The following is a 16,081-nucleotide window of genomic DNA, read 5'->3' as shown; positions in this document are numbered from 1 at the left end:
TTATGGAAATATTGTTAGTTCGCCACGGGGCAGCGTCCTGGGACACCAAAACCGATATTGAACGCACCTTGACCGATGTTGGTAAAGCCGAAATTAATGCTGCGGCACAGTGGTTGAGTGCAAATAATTGGCAACCCGAAGCGTTGTGGGTTAGTCCCTATAAGCGTGCCGCTGAGAGTGCCGCGATCCTTAATGAACAATGGCAGTTGCGACCGCGTATAAAGTCCTCGCTTACCCCAGATACGCCCCTGTCCGAATTAGAGGCGATGTTGGCGACCTTTCGGGGGGAGCGCCTCATGCTAGTGGCTCACAACCCACTATTGAGTAATGCTATAAATCATTGGCACGGCAGCGAGGCGCAAAGTTACTGGGGTATGCAAACTGCTAGCATGGCCCTGTTAGAAGGCGATGTATTCAGTCAGGGCTGCGCGAGCTTGCAATGGCTGCGTCATTACCCAAATTACGATCATAACGGCCGTTAAATTGAGATTGCTTGATGTCTGATGCAAAAGAGCGCCAATTTTTAATCGACGGCATGACGATTTGTGCCAAACAATGGGGGGATGCCGGCATACCAGCCATTGCGCTACATGGCTGGCTGGACAACGCCGCCAGCTTCGACACCTTGGCCAAGGTATTACCTGAATTACAGATTCTCGCCTTGGATATGCCCGGTCACGGTTTAAGTGATCACAAACCTGCTTCTGGCAACTACGCTATTTGGGATGATTTGCGGTTCGTACTCGGCGTTGCAGAGCAAATGGGCTGGTCAAGCTTTGTATTGATTGGTCATTCCCGTGGGGCAATGATGGCTAGCTTGCTGGCAGGCGCGGCCCCTGAACGTGTTTCGCATTTGATTTGCGTCGACGGCTTAGTGCCTATGCCTGAGGCGCCAGAGAATTTTCCGGCCCAGCTTGGCCGCTATTTAAAGGATTTTGCGCAAGCGGGTAGCAGTGATAAAGGCCATCCAAATTTTGCAGCGGCCTTAGCCGCCAGGCGCGCGGCAACGCCAATGTCAGAGTTCGCGGCCCAGCTTATTGTTGAGCGCGGCAGCTATTGTGACCCAAATGGAAGGGTGTTTTGGCGCAGCGATCGTCGGGTGAAGCTAGCATCTCCAGTAAAGTTAAGTTTTGCCCAGCTGCAAGCCAATATGGCCGCGATAAGTGCGCCCAGTTTACTGATCATTGCGGACCAAGGCTTGGGGCGCTGGTTGCCGAAGTTGCCCGTGAATTTGCTTGAGCGGTTTGAAATTAAGCATATTGAAGGGGATCATCATTGTCATATGGACGAGCAGGCAACGGAAATGGCGCGCTGGATAAAAGAATTTCTAGGTGTCTGCGGATGAACTGGTAAATAAACTGCTTGTTTAAATGTAAAAAGCCCCTTTAAAGGGGCTTTTTACATTTAACGATTCGCGGTGTACTAGGCTGGTCGGTTAATGAGCGCCAGAAACTCAGTACGAGTCGCATTATTGTCTTTAAACACGCCGAGCATTGCGCTGGTACGCATAACCGAATTTTGTTTTTCGACGCCGCGCATCATCATGCACATGTGGCGGGCTTCAATAATAACGCCGACGCCTTCAGAGCCGGTGACTTCCATGATGGTATTAGCGATCTGGGTGGTGAGACCTTCCTGAATTTGTAGGCGGCGGGCATACAAATCGACAATTCGTGCAACCTTCGACAGGCCAAGAACCTTACCGCTGGGTATATAGGCGACGTGGCATTTTCCGATAAAAGGTAGCAAGTGGTGCTCGCACAGCGAGTACAGTTCAATGTCGGAAACCACCACCATCTCATTGCAATCTGAGTCAAATAACGCGTCATTGACTACGTCTTTGACATTGCGGCGGTAGCCTTCGGTTAAAAACTCAAAGGCTTTAGCGGCGCGAGCAGGGGTGTCAAGTAAGCCATCTCTGCTGGGATCTTCGCCAATTTTTTTTATGATATCTGCAAACGCTTGTTCCACGGGACTTCCTTCGCGCGTTGTCGGGGAAGGAATAGTAACAAACGGGCCTCTGGCTGCCAAACACTGTGGCGTCTTTATAGGTAAATAATAGGTGCAGGATTATTCTGCTTGAGCAGTGTAAAATCGTGTTTTTGGGTGGGGAGTGGCTTTGTGACAGGTAACGACGAGATTGCGCAGGAGCTGTTTTCGCTCCGTGATTATTTGCGTTGGGCCATTAGCGAATTTGGGCGTGCTGGCTTATTTTTTGGTCACGGTACCGATAATGCTTTTGATGAGGCGCGTGTTCTCATCTTTCATGGCCTCAATTTGCCATTGGCGATTGATCCAGCCTTGCTCGACGCGCGCCTGACGTTGGATGAGCGACATAAAGTAATTCACCTTATACAGCGCCGCGTAGAGGAACGCCTGCCAGCGGCATACCTCACCCATGAAGCGTGGTTTGCGGGGCTGTCCTTTTATGTGGACGAGCGGGTTTTGGTGCCGCGCTCACCGATTGCCGAGCTCATTGCCCAAGATTTTGAGCCTTGGCTCTCAGGTTCTCGGCCGCAGCGGATCCTTGATCTGTGCACGGGAAGCGGTTGTATTGGTATAGCATGCGCCTATCAATTTGAAGACGCCTATGTTGATTTGGTAGACATTTCCTTAGATGCGCTGAATGTTGCTGATATTAATATTGCCCGTCATGAACTGGGCGATCGCGTGAGTGCGGTGCAATCGGATGTCTTTGATTTATTAGAGGGCCAACAATACGACCTCATTGTGAGTAATCCACCCTACGTCGATGCCCAAGATTTAGCGACAATGCCCGCAGAGTACCAGCGCGAACCCGCGCTGGGTTTAGCGTCAGGCCCAGATGGATTGGATATCACGCGGCGAATCCTTCGGGAGGCGGCTAACTACCTCACTGATGAAGGGGTGTTGATCGTCGAAGTAGGCAATAGCTGTATAGCTTTAGACGAGGCCTTTCCTACGGTGCCTTTCATGTGGCTTGAGTTTGAACACGGTGGCCATGGCGTATTTGTGATGAGCCGCGAGCAATTAATTGAAAATGCGGAGAGTTTTGCCTGAGGCTCTGACCTTGGCAGTGCTTTGCCGTATAATTCGTCATCAGTGAGATTTGGTCGCCATCGCCTAACAGGCTTGTCGGTCGTACATGAACAGTTTTGGGATAATCAATGTCAGGTAATAGCATCGGTAAATTATTCTCTGTCACCACCTTTGGTGAGAGCCACGGCCTCGCTCTGGGCGCCATTATAGACGGCTGTCCACCTGGCCTGGAGCTGAGTGAAGAAGACCTGCAAATCGACCTTGACCGTCGCAAGCCTGGCACCTCGCGCTACACCACTCAGCGTCGTGAAGATGACGTGGTTAAAATTCTGTCTGGGGTTTTTGAAGGCAAGACCACCGGAACCTCGATTGGTTTGTTAATTGAAAATACCGATCAACGCTCAAAGGATTACGGCAAGATAAAGGACCGTTTTCGGCCCATGCATGCCGACTACACTTACCAGCAGAAATACGGTGCACGGGATTATCGCGGCGGCGGCCGTTCGTCAGCAAGAGAAACGGCCATGCGGGTGGCCGCTGGGGCTGTCGCGAAAAAGTACTTGGCAAGTCAATGTGGTATAGCGGTGCGTGGTTACTTGTCTCAGCTGGGTCCAATTGCGATTGATACGGTCGATTGGAGTTTGGTGGAAACCAATCCCTTTTTCTGCCCTGATGCCGATAAAATTCCTTTAATGGAAGAGTATATGCAGAAATTGCGTAAATCTGGCGATTCGGTGGGTGCTAAGCTGACGGTAGTGGCCAGTGGTATGCCGGTAGGACTCGGCGAGCCGGTTTTTGATCGATTAGACGCCGACATCGCGCACGCGCTGATGGGTATTAATGCAGTGAAGGGGGTCGAGATTGGCGCGGGCTTTGACTGCGTGGATGCCCTTGGTAGCGAGCACCGTGACGAGTTGACGCCACAGGGCTTTACTTCAAACAATGCTGGCGGCATTTTAGGGGGCATTTCCAGTGGGCAAGATTTGGTAGCCCATCTTGCATTGAAGCCTACGTCCAGCATATTGGTGCCCGGTAAAACCGTTGATATCGATGGTAAGCCAGTTGAAGTAATAACCACTGGCCGGCACGACCCCTGTGTCGGTATTCGCGCCGTACCAATTGCCGAGGCAATGGTCGCTATTGTGTTAATGGACCACTTCTTGCGTAATCGTGGGCAGAACGGTGCAGTGAATTCCACAACTCCGGTTATTCCAGCAGCCGCGTCTTGAGCGCGGTATGAGTACCGCGCTGCCTTATTGGCGTTTATCTGGATTCTACTTCTTTTATTTTGCGCTCCTAGGTACTTGGGTTCCGTATTGGTCTTTGTACTTAAAGTCCTTGAGTTTTAGCTCCGAAGAAATTGGAATATTGACGTCCTTAGTGATGGTCACCAAAATTCTGGCGCCAAGTTTATGGGGCTGGCTGGCTGATAGTTTTGGCTACCGTACTCGCATTATTCGTGCGGGCGCTTTTATGGCGATGCTCGCTTTTACAGGCGCTTTTCTACGCTCGGACTTTTGGTGGTTAGCTGGCATCATTATCACTTATAGCTTCTTTTGGAACGCAGTGCTGGCGCAGTTTGACGTGTTGACCTTGTCTCACCTAACTGGTCGTTATGGGCGTTATAGCTTGATTCGGGTGTGGGGCTCGATCGGTTTTATCGTCGCCGTTGTTGGTATCGGGTGGTGGCTGGATCACCATCCCATCGGCCAGTTACTTTACCTCATCACCATTTTATTGAGCGGCATTTGGCTGGCCAGTTTATTAGTTAGTGAGAAGCCTGGCGGTTTACGTCAAGACGCGCAGCGGCAGTCGCTTGCCGGTATCCTCCGTAAGCCGGCGGTGATAGCATTTTTTGCAGTAAGTTTTTTCCTGCAGTTATCCCATGGTCCGTACTACACATTTTTTAGTATTTATCTGGAATCTCAGAGCTATACGCGAACGTTGATTGGCGGTTTGTGGTCACTTGGCGTAGTTGCCGAAGTGCTCCTGTTCTTGTTTATGCACCGCCTGCTTGCCCGCTGCAGCCTGCGTAGTATTGTCCTTTGGAGTTTGGGTTTGGCGGCGCTACGCTGGCTGCTAATCGCGTATTTTGTAGAATACCCTGCAATTTTAGTGTTGGCACAGTGTTTACATGCAGCGAGCTTTGGCAGTTTTCATGCCGCCGGTATTGAAGTTATTCGCCACTGGTTTACGGGGCACCACGGCCAGGGCATGGCGCTATACAGCGGCTTAAGCTTTGGTTTAGGTGGCGCTTGTGGCGCATTATTAAGTGGTTGGGCATGGGATATTAGCGCAGCCCAGTGTTTTGTCGCGGCTGCGGTGGCTGCAGGGGTGGCATACCTAGTTGCGTGGCGGTGGTTTGATGTGAAAGTAGGGCAAGAACCAGCGTTAGGTCAATAATCTGCTGGCTGACGGGCATTAGCTTTTGTAGACTCCCTGAGAGCATTTTTAATAGGTATTTCCATGGCCCAAGAATCCGTCGTTTACGGTTGTATTACCGACATGTTGTTTGCCCGCGATCTCAATGAATTTGACAGTCGCCGAGACAATAATCAATTAGTCACGGCTTTACTGCCCGCCGCTGAAGATTGGCCGCTGCTGTGTCGAGAAATGTTTTCGGCGCCCCGGCCAGCCTTTGATTTTGGCGACTGCCAGACCGATGTAATCCATTTTGGCAGTTCATATAAGGCGATTGAACACGAGTGGGATGAATGGTTGCGGCAGTTCGAAAACATGCTTCATAAAATGTATTGGGTAAGTGCCACTGTGCATTTGCAAACCGCGTATAACGGTACTCACACTTTTGTCTGGCAGGCGGAAGAGGACTTTCACGCGCCGGGGCAGGGTGCGGGTAAATTGCGTTGCGAGTGGGTCCGTGAAGACACCTTGGGATAGATTGCGCTATGACGCGGTCTACGACAAGGCAAGGGGTTTCCCAAATAAAAGGTTTAGCGTACGTGAATAGCAGTGTGATTCAGGATTATATTAAAATCGTCAAGCGCTACCGAACGCCGGTATTAGCCGTGCTGGCAACGCTTATGTTGGTCGGCTCTGCGGTGTGGAGCTTTGAGATACCGTGGCAAGATATTGCCCAGTATTTTTTACTCTGTGTTGCCGGTGTTGGGTTCGTGGTAATACTGTCGGCCGGATTGGTTTTTGTAGCAAAGCGGCTGCGGGGCTAGTTTTCGCCGCTTTGGGTTTACCGGCTAACTTAAAACAATATCGACACTCAACTGCTCGGCAATTTGATCCAAGCTGTCTTCTAGTTCGTCAAAATCGCAGCCTGCGGGCATTTCCGCGCTGACATGGGCCTCAAATAGAGCGTCCCCACTCATGGCTGCACTGGTAATATTTGAACTCATTTCAATCACGTTTATTTGTTGCTGTTTGAGGGCGCGGCTGACCTCGCGGACAATGCCGGGGCGGTCATTACCTAAAATATGCAACTTGCATAATTTGCTAGTTGCGCCGGGTGCTGGGCTGGTCGCGCCCGCTTGTATGTGGATAGTTAAGCCCTCAATATTTAAACTACAGAGGGCGTTGCTGAGTTCGTCGACATCGGCATCGGCTACCGCAACCCTGACAATGCCGGCAAACTGGCCTGCAAGTTGAGTCATACGGCTTTCTAACCAATTACCTTGGTGATCTGCAACGATGTCGGCCAAGCGTTCAACGAGGCCGGGGCGGTCCTGGCCAAGAAAAGTAAAAACCAATGAGCTATTCACGGCGTACCCTTATTCTTTATTGGTGTGCTGATATTAGAGTATAGTCCGAGCAGAATGCGAGTGTAAGTGAGGATTAGCATGAAGGTGATTGTCGATTTTTGCATTATTCCCCTTGGCACAGAATTGTCATTGACGCCGTATATCGCTGAGTGCCAGAAAATCATCGCTGACGCCGGTCTAGTTCACCAGTTGCACGCCTACGGTACCAATATTGAAGGTGAATGGGAGGGCGTTATGGACGTGGTGAAGCGTTGTCACATGCGTGTGCATGAAATGGGCGCGCCGCGGATATCGACTCAATTAAAAATTGCGACCCGCTGTGATCGTGAGCAAACTATGGCAGAGAAAGTCGAACATGTGCAGGACTATTTGGCTGGGCCGCGAGCTTAGCCAGCAACAAGGGGAAGGGTTTGGTCATGACAAAAACATTATCTGTGCGGCGCTGGGTACTTATTGGTGTATTTGGATTACTTGCCTTAAACGGTGCTGCAGCTGACTTAGTTGCCCAGATGCCAAGCTGGTCGGGCGTTGTCGATGCTAGTCATCGCAGTGCAGAGAATCGCGCGCGCGATGGTTTTCGGCACCCAGTGCAAACCTTAATGTTCTTTGGCGTGCAGCCCTGCGACACTGTAGTCGAATTGTGGCCGGGGGCGGGCGGCTGGTATACCGAAGTGCTAGCACCGTTGGTGCGTGACTGCGGGAAGCTCTACGCCGCGCAATTCGCGGTGGACAGTGAAGTTCCCTATTATCAAAAATCCCTACTTGCCTATGAAAAAAAGCTCGCGGCCACCCCTGATGTGTATAACAAGGTAACGGTAACAAGCTTACAAGCGCCAAAGTACCTGTCGATAGCGCCAGCGGGAAGCGCCGATCAGGTGCTAACGTTTCGAAATGTCCACAATTGGTTAAAGGCCGGCGTTGCTGATCAAGTCTTTTCGGCGGCTTTTACCGCCTTGAAACCGGGTGGGGTTTTCGGCGTTGTTGAACACCGAGCAGACCCCGATGCAAGTGTCGCTGAGATGATTGAAAGTGGCTATGTCAGTGAACAAAAGGTGATCGCCTTGGCCGAAGCCGCTGGCTTTTTGTTGCTTGACAGCAGTGAAATTAATGCGAACGCCAAGGATAATCACCACCACCCCAAGGGCGTTTGGACCTTGCCTCCCAGTTTGCGGCTAGGGGAGGAGCAACGCGCGAAATATTTGGCTATTGGCGAAAGTGATCGAATGACTCTTAAATTTGGTAAACCTGTACATGAATGATAATGATTATGTCGAAATTCCTTGGCAAAAACTCAGCCCCGAGGCTTTTCAGGGGATGTTAGAGGAGTTGGTTAGTAGGGATGGCACTGACTACGGTGAGCAGGAACTTAGCACCGAAGCTAAAATAAGCCAGTTACGGCAGGCTCTGGCGCAAAAGCGGGCTGCGATTGCATTTTGCCCCGACAGTGAAAGCTGGACAGTGATTGCTAAGACCTCGTAGTGCGGTGGAGCGCTTTGCAATGGTGCCCTGAACGGTGAGAATAAGCCGACGTTAAAAATTGAGTGGACGTGTTAATGACGATAGCAGTAGATCACACGCTGGATACCTGCGGTTTATTTTGCCCGGAGCCGGTGATGATGTTGCACAATAAAATTCGCGATATTGCCTCGGGGGAGGTCTTGGAAGTAATCGCTACGGATCCCGCGACAACAAGAGATATTCCCAAGTTTTGTAACTTCTTGGGCCACACCTTACTTGGCCAAGAAGAGGGCGCTAAGGAGTACCGCTATTTTGTACAAAAAGCCTAAACAGATTTAAGCTTAGTTAGCCTGGTTTAGGACTGAAATAGTTGTGTCAGTGCTCGCGTAGCGACTCGCCCTCCGGCCTTGATTTGATTGGCGATGTGGTATTGGAAAAAATAGCGGAACGCTGAACTTTTCTGGACGGTGAACAAGCATGCATCGCCGGGTAAAATAGGGAAGTCGGTTGCTTTGCTAATATCGGCCACCATGGCATCTAAATCGCCATTTTGTTGTAAACGCCAGCTGATAACTGGCTGCAGCTCAAACTCCCTTTTTTCGCTAAGCAAGGCGGCATGACTGCCGATTAAATCTGGGAATTCTTGTACGAAGCCACCTGCTATCGGTTCGGGGTAGTGACTCATGGCGTCCAATGCGGCGCAATGATGCTGCGGTGTGTCGCTAAATCGGCGCTCGCTGGCGGGGTCGTAATAGCCTTGGGATTGGCCTGATTCAGGGTCAACAAGATCAATGCAGCGCGATATGCCATTGAGCCAAGGGAGAAGGGCGACATTTTTACCGTTGGCGAGTCGTGCCCAGCCAAGAATTTTGACCGCATAGAGTTTGTCACGGCTAAGGGCGTGGTGAGCGTAGAGTAGGCAGAGGCCTTCATACTCGGGAGAAACCCGGAGAATTCTGTGCTGCTCAACGCGGGAGGGCCGCTGAGGAAATGGGAGTATCTTCGCTGACGAAGATTTGCCTAGGTTACGTGGAGCCATAACATCATTCCTCACGTAGCGGGCGGTACATCTCGCTGCTAAGGATTTAAACATGTGGCTTGAGGCGCTATTTACCTCGTTGCTCGCCATGCTCATTCGCAAAGACCGTGCGCGGATGTCCCTTTCTGTTAAAATTACTCCCTGTTTCCACTTTTGCCAAGTGCTTCTTGATGAGTCTTTGTTATTTTGCCTACGGTTCCAATATGAATCCCGCTCGGATGCAGGCGCGGGGGCTTATGTTTATATCTGCTGAACGTGCCGAGTTACGTGGTTATCGGCTAGTGTTTAATAAGCGCTCCCACTGCACGCCCGGTGTCGCATATGCCAATGTCGTGCACAGTAGTTTAAGTGCGGTAGAAGGCGTTTTGTACACGCTGGCGGATCAATTCGCCCTTAATATCATGGATGGCTTCGAAGGCACGCCGGTACGATATAGCCGCGAGTGCATGGCCTTCCAGACGGCATCGGGCTTGCGTTCGGCATGGATTTACGTGGCCAACCCAGCCTATGTAGAAAGTGGACTACTGCCTGAGAGCAATTATTTGGCGCATTTACTAGCCGGTGCGGCGCATTTGTCGGCGGAATATTTAACAATGCTACAAGGGCAATCCTGTCTTGCATCGTCCAGTACCTTGGGCGAAAGCGGTTTGCTTTATAATGCTTGAGTCGCGCCGAATAAGCCTTGGATCAAAAACCGAGCAAATCTGTGCGGTCTTTACCGCGTGTTTTACCGGGAGTCATAGAGCTGCATTAATTAGTGGTGGCGAGGAACCTTTTTACCAGCCTGCGGCAAGCGACAGAGAATTTCATCAGATTGTTTTTCGCGCCGATTACGCTGCCAGTGCACTACATGAAGTCGCGCATTGGTGTATTGCCGGGGAGGCGAGGCGGCAGCGGCCAGATTATGGTTATTGGTATGAGCCCGACGGCCGCAATCGTGAAAGCCAAGGTATTTTTGAGCGCGTTGAAGTGCGCCCCCAAGCGCTGGAGTGTTTGTTTAGTCTTGCGGCGGCTATGCCCTTCCAAGTTAGTGTCGACAATCTAGGCGGTGAGGAGATTGATCCCTTTCCTTTTCAGCTGGCGGTTTGGCAGCAAGTGCAGGTGTATTTGCACGGTGGCTTACCCCCTCGTGGGGAGCAATTCAGGCGGGCGCTGGCGGCGCACTTCGGTACTGAGCTTGCGTTGACGACATTAGAGGTCCCATTAAAATACATAGCTAAATTTTAATGTTGTTATTAATCAGAGCGTTATAAGTATTACCTAAAGTAATTAATAGAGATAATCGATTGAAAATAGTGGTGGATGAAAACATTCCTGGCGCGGCCAAATGCTTTGGTCAATTTGGTGAGGTCGTCACGCGCAGCGGTCGGCAAATTGGTGCAGCGGATTTACAGGATGTCGACATCTTAATTGTGCGTTCAGTTACCAAGGTAAATAAATCCTTGCTAGCTGGCTCACGAGTTAAATTTGTCGGGTCGACGACGATTGGCAGTGATCACCTTGATACGGAGTACCTGCGTAGCCAAAATATTCAGTTTTGCACTGCGCCTGGCTCTAATGCTGATTCGGTTGTGGATTACGTGCTTAGCGTCACATGCCGGATAGACGGTTTGCTAGAATCTTTGCTCGGCGGTGGCCGTGTCGGCATTGTCGGCTATGGCAATGTGGGGAAACGACTGGGGCAGAGACTAAGTGCTATAGGCATTCCCTGGTTGGCCTATGATCCGCTGCTCGACCCGAAACAATACCCCTGTTTGCGTTCGCTCGAGGAGGTTGTCGATAGCAATCTGCTTAGTCTACACACCCCGTTGACTACGTCGGGGCCTTTTCCGAGTTTTCACATGCTCGATGCGAAAATCTTGCGAGCTATACCCCAAAACGGTGTAGTGCTGAACGCGGGCCGCGGGGAAGTTGTCGCGACCGCAGAGTTGCTGGCCTTGCTTGATAGCCGCCCGGATATTAGGCTCGCCCTCGATGTATGGGAGGGCGAGCCTAATTTTTCCCCAGATTTAGCGGAACGCTGCGTCATTGCTACCCCGCATATTGCCGGCTATAGCGTCGACGGAAAAAAGGCTGGCTTGCGGATGGTTGCCACTGAATTAGCGTGCTTTTTAGGCGAAGCGGAGCAATTCAATGCGGATGTCGACGATATCAATGCCGCGCCACAGGTACTCTGCACGGGCAGTGATGTCGCTACGGTGCTGCGAGAGGCGGTTTTAGGAGTTTATGACGTGGCGGAAGACTGCCAGCGCTTCCTGTCAATTATTCAGGATTCAGAGCGTGGCGCACGGTTTGATTTGCTACGGAAGCATTACCCAATTCGCCGAGAGCTGGGCTATAGCAAGTTACTAACAAGCAATCTAGATATGGCTAGCTTGCTGCGCGCTGTGCAAGGCGGCAAATAAATTCGGCAGGCGTATCTTGCAAGGCTTGCAGGCTGTTTTCAATCATTGCATCGCTTATGGGGGTTTCACGGCCATTTTCATCGATGACTGCACCGAGGTAGTTCGGGGCTTGATGTGAATTTCCAGTGGCTTGATGGCTCACCCTGTATCTCCGCTGTTAGTTAAATAGTTAATATTGAGTATTGGTTTATTTGGCCATTTTTGCCAATTGATGTCCCTAGGTAATTTACGCAATAGCCAATGTTAATTGGCAATGTATTGCCTTTGTAAAAGGAACGGCATGTTTAAATTGGGAGTGATCGTTAATCCAGTGGCGGGTGCTGGTGGCCCGCTAGGCCTAAAGGGCAGCGACGCGCTGCACAGTAGCGATGGCCGTTCTGAAGCGCGCGCGGTGCGCTGTTTGGCGCATCTTGCCGCCGGCGCGTTGGGGCGGGTAACGCTATTCGGTTATGGTGGCGCCATGTCGGCGCAGACCTCAATAGGTGGCGAGGTGGCGGGCCTGCCCTTTGTGGCAGTCGGGCAGCCGCTTAGTGAGGCAGTCACTCAGGCAGCGGATACTAAAGCCGCTGCGCAGGCTTTATTAGCCGCGGGTGTGGATTTGCTACTCTTCGTCGGCGGTGATGGCACAGCGCGGGATGTCTTCTCTGCCATTGGTACGAGTTTACCTGCGCTAGGAGTGCCAGCAGGCGTGAAAATGCACTCTGGGGTTTACGCTGTTAGCCCAGAGAGTGCAGCAGATATCATTCTTGCTTTGCTTGATGGTGGCTTAGTAGATATTGAGCTGGCCGAGGTCCGCGATATTGATGAGCGCGCGTTCCAAGAGGGGCGAGTCCGCTCGCAGTTTTACGGCGAATTGCTCGTTCCCCGTATTGGCGGCTTTTTGCAGCACGTGAAAGCGGGTGGCCGGGAGGTCGAAGAGTTGGTGTTGGCTGAAATTGCCGACGAAGTCATCGCCGAAATGGACGCCGAAACCTTATATTTAGTGGGGCCGGGAAGCACCACGCAGGGGGTCATGCTAGCGCTAGGACTAGACAATACTTTATTGGGCTTTGACTTGATTAAGGATCAGCAATTACTGGCCACCGACCTTAATGCCGAGGATATTGGCCTCGCTTTAGCGAGACACCAGGGGCCTGTTAAGGTCTTGATCACCGCAATTGGCGGCCAGGGCCACATTCTTGGTCGCGGTAATCAACAGCTCAGCCCGAATCTCATCCGTCAGATAGGGAGGGAGAATTTTATGGTGCTGGCCACCAAAACCAAAATTAGCGGTCTCGCGGGACGGCCATTATTGGTCGACAGCAATGACTTGGCGTTGGACAAGTCTTGGGAAGGTTATATTAGGGTGATTACCGGCTACCGCGACTCTATTATGTACCGAGTGAGTGCATCCGGTGAATGATTTTAATCAGTTTGTTGCCGTGAGTGATTTCGCGACTTGGCCGGAGAAAATACAGCACAATAATGACGCCCTGAGGCTCTTTCATGGGCGTGGCCAGTGCTTTGCTGGCTTCGAATATTTTAGTGTCGACTACTTTGCTCCAGTATTGTGGATAGTGGTTTATCGTCAGCCGGAGCATCCGTTTTGGCTTGAGTTTTGCGCTGCGCTTGCTAGGTATTTTCGTGATAAATGCTCGGCTGCAATTGTTCAGAGCCGATATCGTGAGTCGCCAGCAACTTATTGTTTATGGGGAGATATTCCTAAAAATTTTTCGGTTAAAGAGGGTGCGGTAGAGTTCCTTGTTGACCTCAATGCCAAGCAAAATATCGGCTATTTTATGGACATGCAGCCAACTCGCCTTTGGTTGGCTGAGCGGGCGGAAAATGCGCGCATTTTAAATCTGTTCTCCTATACCTGTGCGTTCTCTGTGGCGGCTGAATTAGCCGGCGCAAGGCGATTGGTGAACGTGGATATGAGTAAGGGTGCACTGCAAGTTGGGCGGGAAAACCATCGTCGTAATGGTGGGCGGCTTAATGACCGCGGTGAGGGTGCCGATCTTAAATTCCTCAGTCACGATATTCTTAAGTCTTGGGGTCGATTACGAAAATTAGGTCCTTACGATATCGTAATTTGTGATCCCCCGTCCTCACAAAAGGGCAGTTTTGACGCGGTAAAAGACTACCCGAAACTTGCTCGGCGTTTCCGTGAATTACTCCCAGAGGGGGGGGATGTCTTAGTATGTTTGAATGCGCCGTATTTGGGCGAAGCATTTTTACAAGAAGTGCTTGAAAGCCATTGCCCTGACGCTGAGTTTATTGAGCGTCTAGCGGGTCGAGATGATTTTCCGGAGCAGAATCCAGATCGCGCGTTGAAAGTGCTGCATTATCGCCTCAAACCACTGGCCTAAGGCGGGTGGTTTGAGGGGGATGTAAACCGATTAACTGGCCTTGAGCTGCTTGCGATAGCGAGCTAGGAAATTGCCTAGGCGCTCAATTGCGTCGGCTAAGTCCAGCTTATTGGGCAGGAATACAAGGCGGAAGTGGTCGTTTTCTGGCCAGTTAAAGCCAGAGCCTGGCACCAACAGAATTCTTTCTTGGTTGAGGAGTTCAAGAATCATTTTTTCATCATCTTGAATTGGGTAGACCTCAGGATCAAGCCGCGGGAACATATAAATTGCCCCCTCCGGCTTCGTGCAGCTCACACCGGGGATTTCATTGAGCATCTTATGGGCTAAATCCCGCTGCTCAAGTAAACGACCGCCGGGTAGAATTAATTCATTGATGCTTTGATAGCCCCCAAGCGCCGTCTGAATCGCGTGCTGGGCAGGTACGTTGGCGCACAGGCGCATTGACGACAATATGTTTAGCCCTTCGATATAGTCGCCAGCGCGGTCTTTGGCGCCGGATACAATAAGCCAGCCACTGCGAAACCCGGCTAAGCGATAGGCTTTTGAGAGTCCATTGAAGGTCAGGCACAGAATATCGGCTTTTAAGCTGCCAATGGGAATGTGCACAGCCTCGTCATAGAGAATTTTGCTATAGATCTCATCGGCAAACACCACCAAATTATGTTCTTCAGCAATCGCGACGAGCTGCTCAAGCAATTCGCGGCTATAGACGGCACCCGTGGGGTTGTTGGGGTTAATGATGACGATTGCTTTGGTGTTAGCGGTGATTTTACTGAGAATATCGTCTATTGAGGGTTCCCAGTTCTTTTCTTCTTGGCAAAGATAGTGCACTGGCGTTGCGCCAGATAGCGAGACAACAGCGGTCCACAGTGGGTAATCCGGTGCTGGAATCAACACTTCGTCACCTTGATTCAGCAGTGCTTGAGTTGCCATGCTTATCAATTCACTGGCGCCATTGCCAAGGTAAATATCGCCAACTTCAACACCGGGGATGCCGATTTTTTGACACTCTTGCATAACTGCTTTGCGAGCGCTGTACAAACCTTTGGAGTCACTGTAACCCTCGCTATCCGGCAGCATGCGGATAACGTCCTGAATGATTTCATCCGGGGCGTTAAAGCCAAAAGGGGCAGGGTTGCCAATATTGAGTTTGAGGATCCGGTAACCTTCTTCTTCTAGCTCATTCGCCCGCTGTAGCACGGGTCCGCGAATGTCGTAGCACACATTGTTTAATTTTTTTGACTTGCTGTAGAGAGCCATGTCTTGCCTTCTTAATCGGCTGTAATGCCAGATTTTATGTCAGTGTTGGCGCTGACGCCTATCGGCGTTGCGCTGGAAGTGATAAATCTAGAGTGCTAAATTTGTTTGAGCAGTGTAATACTAATTGGTATACGCCGCGCTAAAACAGTGTGGAACGATTATACGGTGTTGTAGTACCCAAGGTGGAGAGCTTTTCGTGGAAAAAATAGTGAAATCTGAGCAAGAGTGGCAGGAACTTCTTTCTGATGAGGAGTTTCAGGTTTGTCGCCAGAAGGGGACTGAACGGGCATTTACGGGCGAGTATAACGATGAAAAGACCGCAGGGACCTATTTGTGCCGGTGCTGCGGCTTAGCCTTATTCAGTTCTGACACGAAATACGATTCCGGGTCAGGTTGGCCTAGCTTTTATCAACCTACACAGGCAGATGTGCTTGCGGTAAACCGGGATGTTAGCCACGGTATGGTGAGGGAGGAGGTTATATGTGCGCGTTGCGACGCTCATTTAGGGCATGTATTTCCTGATGGCCCCGCGCCAACGGGCCAACGTTATTGTATAAATTCCTTGTCACTAAAACTGGATCCTGAGCAGGCTGACTAATTGCTATACAGATTGATTGTAAAATAGGCAAATTTGCAGCTAAATCAGGTTTATTTCACTTTCAGGGCAAAAGCGACTTGACGTGAGCGCCTAAGGTTTTTAGAATTCGCGCCACTTTCAGACAACAAGTGACTCGGAGTCTGGAAGGTTTGCGGCGTCCCCTTCGTCTAGTGGCCTAGGACACTGCCCTTTCACGGCAGTAACAGGGGTTCGAGTCCCCTAGGGGA

22 protein-coding genes are annotated in these 16,081 nt (G+C 50.9%); 17 read left to right on the top strand and 5 right to left on the bottom strand.

Features of this window, described 5'->3' with window-relative positions; all coding sequences use genetic code 11:
- Positions 1 to 2: 2 nt before the first annotated feature.
- Together ABYT30_RS02875 and ABYT30_RS02870 are read left to right on the top strand one after the other, a co-directional pair.
- Complete coding sequence (locus tag ABYT30_RS02875) at positions 3 to 482, top strand: histidine phosphatase family protein (RefSeq protein WP_373077987.1); 480 nt, start codon at positions 3 to 5, stop codon at positions 480 to 482.
- A 14-nt stretch (positions 483 to 496) separates the two neighbouring features.
- Positions 497 to 1,345 (top strand): alpha/beta fold hydrolase, encoded by an 849-nt coding sequence (locus ABYT30_RS02870; protein WP_373077989.1) that lies wholly within the window; start codon positions 497 to 499, stop codon positions 1,343 to 1,345.
- Positions 1,346 to 1,422: 77 nt separating this feature from the next.
- Here ABYT30_RS02870 and folE read toward each other — a convergent pair whose 3' ends face one another.
- On the bottom strand, positions 1,423 to 1,971 hold the full coding sequence (gene folE, locus ABYT30_RS02865) for a GTP cyclohydrolase I FolE (protein WP_373077992.1): 549 nt from the start codon (positions 1,969 to 1,971) through the stop codon (positions 1,423 to 1,425).
- 150 nt (positions 1,972 to 2,121) lie between these two features.
- Here folE and prmB point away from each other — a divergent pair, with 150 nt between their 5' ends.
- The 5 genes from prmB to ABYT30_RS02840 all read left to right on the top strand — a co-directional run bounded on the left by prmB (position 2,122) and on the right by ABYT30_RS02840 (position 6,203).
- Positions 2,122 to 3,039: a 50S ribosomal protein L3 N(5)-glutamine methyltransferase gene (gene prmB, locus ABYT30_RS02860; protein ID WP_373077995.1), complete on the top strand. Its 918-nt coding sequence runs from the start codon at positions 2,122 to 2,124 to the stop codon at positions 3,037 to 3,039.
- 107 nt (positions 3,040 to 3,146) lie between these two features.
- A complete protein-coding gene (aroC, locus tag ABYT30_RS02855) occupies positions 3,147 to 4,247 on the top strand; it encodes a chorismate synthase (protein ID WP_373077998.1) in 1,101 nt (366 codons plus the stop codon).
- 7 nt (positions 4,248 to 4,254) lie between these two features.
- Positions 4,255 to 5,421 (top strand): MFS transporter, encoded by a 1,167-nt coding sequence (locus ABYT30_RS02850; protein WP_373078001.1) that lies wholly within the window; start codon positions 4,255 to 4,257, stop codon positions 5,419 to 5,421.
- Between the two features lie 63 nt (positions 5,422 to 5,484).
- Positions 5,485 to 5,916, top strand: coding sequence for a hypothetical protein (locus ABYT30_RS02845; RefSeq protein WP_373078003.1), 432 nt, complete (start codon positions 5,485 to 5,487; stop codon positions 5,914 to 5,916).
- A 62-nt stretch (positions 5,917 to 5,978) separates the two neighbouring features.
- A complete protein-coding gene (locus ABYT30_RS02840; RefSeq protein WP_373078005.1) occupies positions 5,979 to 6,203 on the top strand; it encodes a hypothetical protein in 225 nt (74 codons plus the stop codon).
- A 24-nt stretch (positions 6,204 to 6,227) separates the two neighbouring features.
- On the opposite strand, the gene ABYT30_RS02835 is transcribed toward ABYT30_RS02840, so the two are convergent.
- Complete coding sequence (locus ABYT30_RS02835) at positions 6,228 to 6,746, bottom strand: glycine cleavage system protein R (protein WP_373078008.1); 519 nt, start codon at positions 6,744 to 6,746, stop codon at positions 6,228 to 6,230.
- 78 nt (positions 6,747 to 6,824) lie between these two features.
- Here ABYT30_RS02835 and ABYT30_RS02830 point away from each other — a divergent pair, with 78 nt between their 5' ends.
- The 4 genes from ABYT30_RS02830 to tusA all read left to right on the top strand — a co-directional run bounded on the left by ABYT30_RS02830 (position 6,825) and on the right by tusA (position 8,533).
- Positions 6,825 to 7,136, top strand: coding sequence for an MTH1187 family thiamine-binding protein (locus ABYT30_RS02830; protein WP_373078011.1), 312 nt, complete (start codon positions 6,825 to 6,827; stop codon positions 7,134 to 7,136).
- Between the two features lie 26 nt (positions 7,137 to 7,162).
- Positions 7,163 to 8,005: a class I SAM-dependent methyltransferase gene (locus ABYT30_RS02825; RefSeq protein ID WP_373078013.1), complete on the top strand. Its 843-nt coding sequence runs from the start codon at positions 7,163 to 7,165 to the stop codon at positions 8,003 to 8,005.
- A complete protein-coding gene (locus ABYT30_RS02820) occupies positions 7,998 to 8,225 on the top strand; it encodes a YheU family protein (RefSeq protein WP_373078016.1) in 228 nt (75 codons plus the stop codon). Before ABYT30_RS02825 ends, ABYT30_RS02820 begins: the two co-directional genes overlap by 8 nt.
- A 74-nt stretch (positions 8,226 to 8,299) precedes the next feature.
- Positions 8,300 to 8,533: a sulfurtransferase TusA gene (gene tusA / locus ABYT30_RS02815; protein ID WP_373078018.1), complete on the top strand. Its 234-nt coding sequence runs from the start codon at positions 8,300 to 8,302 to the stop codon at positions 8,531 to 8,533.
- Between the two features lie 26 nt (positions 8,534 to 8,559).
- On the opposite strand, the gene ABYT30_RS02810 is transcribed toward tusA, so the two are convergent.
- Positions 8,560 to 9,243, bottom strand: a complete 684-nt coding sequence (locus tag ABYT30_RS02810; protein ID WP_373078021.1) for a hypothetical protein — start codon at positions 9,241 to 9,243, stop codon at positions 8,560 to 8,562.
- A gap of 170 nt (positions 9,244 to 9,413) precedes the next feature.
- Between ABYT30_RS02810 and ABYT30_RS02805 the strand changes: the two genes are divergently transcribed.
- From ABYT30_RS02805 to ABYT30_RS02795, 3 genes are all read left to right on the top strand, one after another.
- On the top strand, positions 9,414 to 9,908 hold the full coding sequence (locus ABYT30_RS02805; RefSeq protein WP_373095194.1) for a gamma-glutamylcyclotransferase family protein: 495 nt from the start codon (positions 9,414 to 9,416) through the stop codon (positions 9,906 to 9,908).
- Positions 9,901 to 10,470 carry an elongation factor P hydroxylase gene (locus ABYT30_RS02800; protein ID WP_373095192.1) on the top strand — a complete coding sequence of 190 codons (570 nt, stop codon included), beginning with the start codon at positions 9,901 to 9,903 and terminating at the stop codon, positions 10,468 to 10,470. Before ABYT30_RS02805 ends, ABYT30_RS02800 begins: the two co-directional genes overlap by 8 nt.
- 68 nt (positions 10,471 to 10,538) lie before the next feature.
- The gene (locus ABYT30_RS02795; protein WP_373095197.1) at positions 10,539 to 11,648 is read left to right on the top strand and encodes a 4-phosphoerythronate dehydrogenase; all 1,110 of its coding nucleotides are present in this window, start codon (positions 10,539 to 10,541) and stop codon (positions 11,646 to 11,648) included.
- On the opposite strand, the gene ABYT30_RS02790 is transcribed toward ABYT30_RS02795, so the two are convergent.
- Positions 11,614 to 11,790 carry a PA1571 family protein gene (locus tag ABYT30_RS02790; protein WP_373078026.1) on the bottom strand — a complete coding sequence of 59 codons (177 nt, stop codon included), beginning with the start codon at positions 11,788 to 11,790 and terminating at the stop codon, positions 11,614 to 11,616. The genes ABYT30_RS02795 and ABYT30_RS02790 overlap by 35 nt on opposite strands.
- Positions 11,791 to 11,928: 138 nt before the next feature.
- On the opposite strand from ABYT30_RS02790, the gene ABYT30_RS02785 reads away from it, so the two are divergent.
- Positions 11,929 to 13,050 carry an ATP-NAD kinase family protein gene (locus tag ABYT30_RS02785; protein ID WP_373095190.1) on the top strand — a complete coding sequence of 374 codons (1,122 nt, stop codon included), beginning with the start codon at positions 11,929 to 11,931 and terminating at the stop codon, positions 13,048 to 13,050.
- Positions 13,043 to 13,996: a class I SAM-dependent methyltransferase gene (locus ABYT30_RS02780; protein ID WP_373095188.1), complete on the top strand. Its 954-nt coding sequence runs from the start codon at positions 13,043 to 13,045 to the stop codon at positions 13,994 to 13,996. Before ABYT30_RS02785 ends, ABYT30_RS02780 begins: the two co-directional genes overlap by 8 nt.
- 30 nt (positions 13,997 to 14,026) lie before the next feature.
- Here ABYT30_RS02780 and ABYT30_RS02775 read toward each other — a convergent pair whose 3' ends face one another.
- Entirely contained in the window at positions 14,027 to 15,256 is a 1,230-nt protein-coding gene (locus ABYT30_RS02775) for a pyridoxal phosphate-dependent aminotransferase (protein ID WP_373078033.1), read from the bottom strand.
- Positions 15,257 to 15,452: 196 nt separating this feature from the next.
- Between ABYT30_RS02775 and msrB the strand changes: the two genes are divergently transcribed.
- Positions 15,453 to 15,854, top strand: coding sequence for a peptide-methionine (R)-S-oxide reductase MsrB (msrB, locus tag ABYT30_RS02770; protein ID WP_373078036.1), 402 nt, complete (start codon positions 15,453 to 15,455; stop codon positions 15,852 to 15,854).
- The last annotated feature ends 227 nt before the right edge of the window (positions 15,855 to 16,081 follow it).

Origin of the sequence: Zhongshania sp., assembly GCF_041623545.1 — a bacterium.
Classification (GTDB): Bacteria; Pseudomonadota; Gammaproteobacteria; order Pseudomonadales; family Spongiibacteraceae; genus Spongiibacter.
The sequence above is the reverse complement of the archived record's forward strand: the minus strand, read 5'-3'. Positions and strand labels throughout refer to the sequence as shown.

Excerpts from the sequence above, each read along its gene's own strand:
- tusA (WP_373078018.1), top strand. The coding sequence starts at position 8,300 with ATGACGATAGCAGTAGATCACACGCTGGATACCTGCGGTTTATTTTGC.
- ABYT30_RS02785 (WP_373095190.1), top strand. The coding sequence starts at position 11,929 with ATGTTTAAATTGGGAGTGATCGTTAATCCAGTGGCGGGTGCTGGTGGC.
- ABYT30_RS02805 (WP_373095194.1), top strand. The coding sequence starts at position 9,414 with ATGAGTCTTTGTTATTTTGCCTACGGTTCCAATATGAATCCCGCTCGG.
- ABYT30_RS02830 (WP_373078011.1), top strand. The coding sequence starts at position 6,825 with ATGAAGGTGATTGTCGATTTTTGCATTATTCCCCTTGGCACAGAATTG.
- ABYT30_RS02800 (WP_373095192.1), top strand. The coding sequence starts at position 9,901 with ATGCTTGAGTCGCGCCGAATAAGCCTTGGATCAAAAACCGAGCAAATC.
- ABYT30_RS02845 (WP_373078003.1), top strand. The coding sequence starts at position 5,485 with ATGGCCCAAGAATCCGTCGTTTACGGTTGTATTACCGACATGTTGTTT.
- ABYT30_RS02875 (WP_373077987.1), top strand. The coding sequence starts at position 3 with ATGGAAATATTGTTAGTTCGCCACGGGGCAGCGTCCTGGGACACCAAA.
- ABYT30_RS02820 (WP_373078016.1), top strand. The coding sequence starts at position 7,998 with ATGAATGATAATGATTATGTCGAAATTCCTTGGCAAAAACTCAGCCCC.
- ABYT30_RS02850 (WP_373078001.1), top strand. The coding sequence starts at position 4,255 with ATGAGTACCGCGCTGCCTTATTGGCGTTTATCTGGATTCTACTTCTTT.
- ABYT30_RS02810 (WP_373078021.1), bottom strand. The coding sequence starts at position 9,243 with ATGGCTCCACGTAACCTAGGCAAATCTTCGTCAGCGAAGATACTCCCA.
- ABYT30_RS02775 (WP_373078033.1), bottom strand. The coding sequence starts at position 15,256 with ATGGCTCTCTACAGCAAGTCAAAAAAATTAAACAATGTGTGCTACGAC.
- ABYT30_RS02870 (WP_373077989.1), top strand. The coding sequence starts at position 497 with ATGTCTGATGCAAAAGAGCGCCAATTTTTAATCGACGGCATGACGATT.
- ABYT30_RS02825 (WP_373078013.1), top strand. The coding sequence starts at position 7,163 with ATGACAAAAACATTATCTGTGCGGCGCTGGGTACTTATTGGTGTATTT.
- aroC (WP_373077998.1), top strand. The coding sequence starts at position 3,147 with ATGTCAGGTAATAGCATCGGTAAATTATTCTCTGTCACCACCTTTGGT.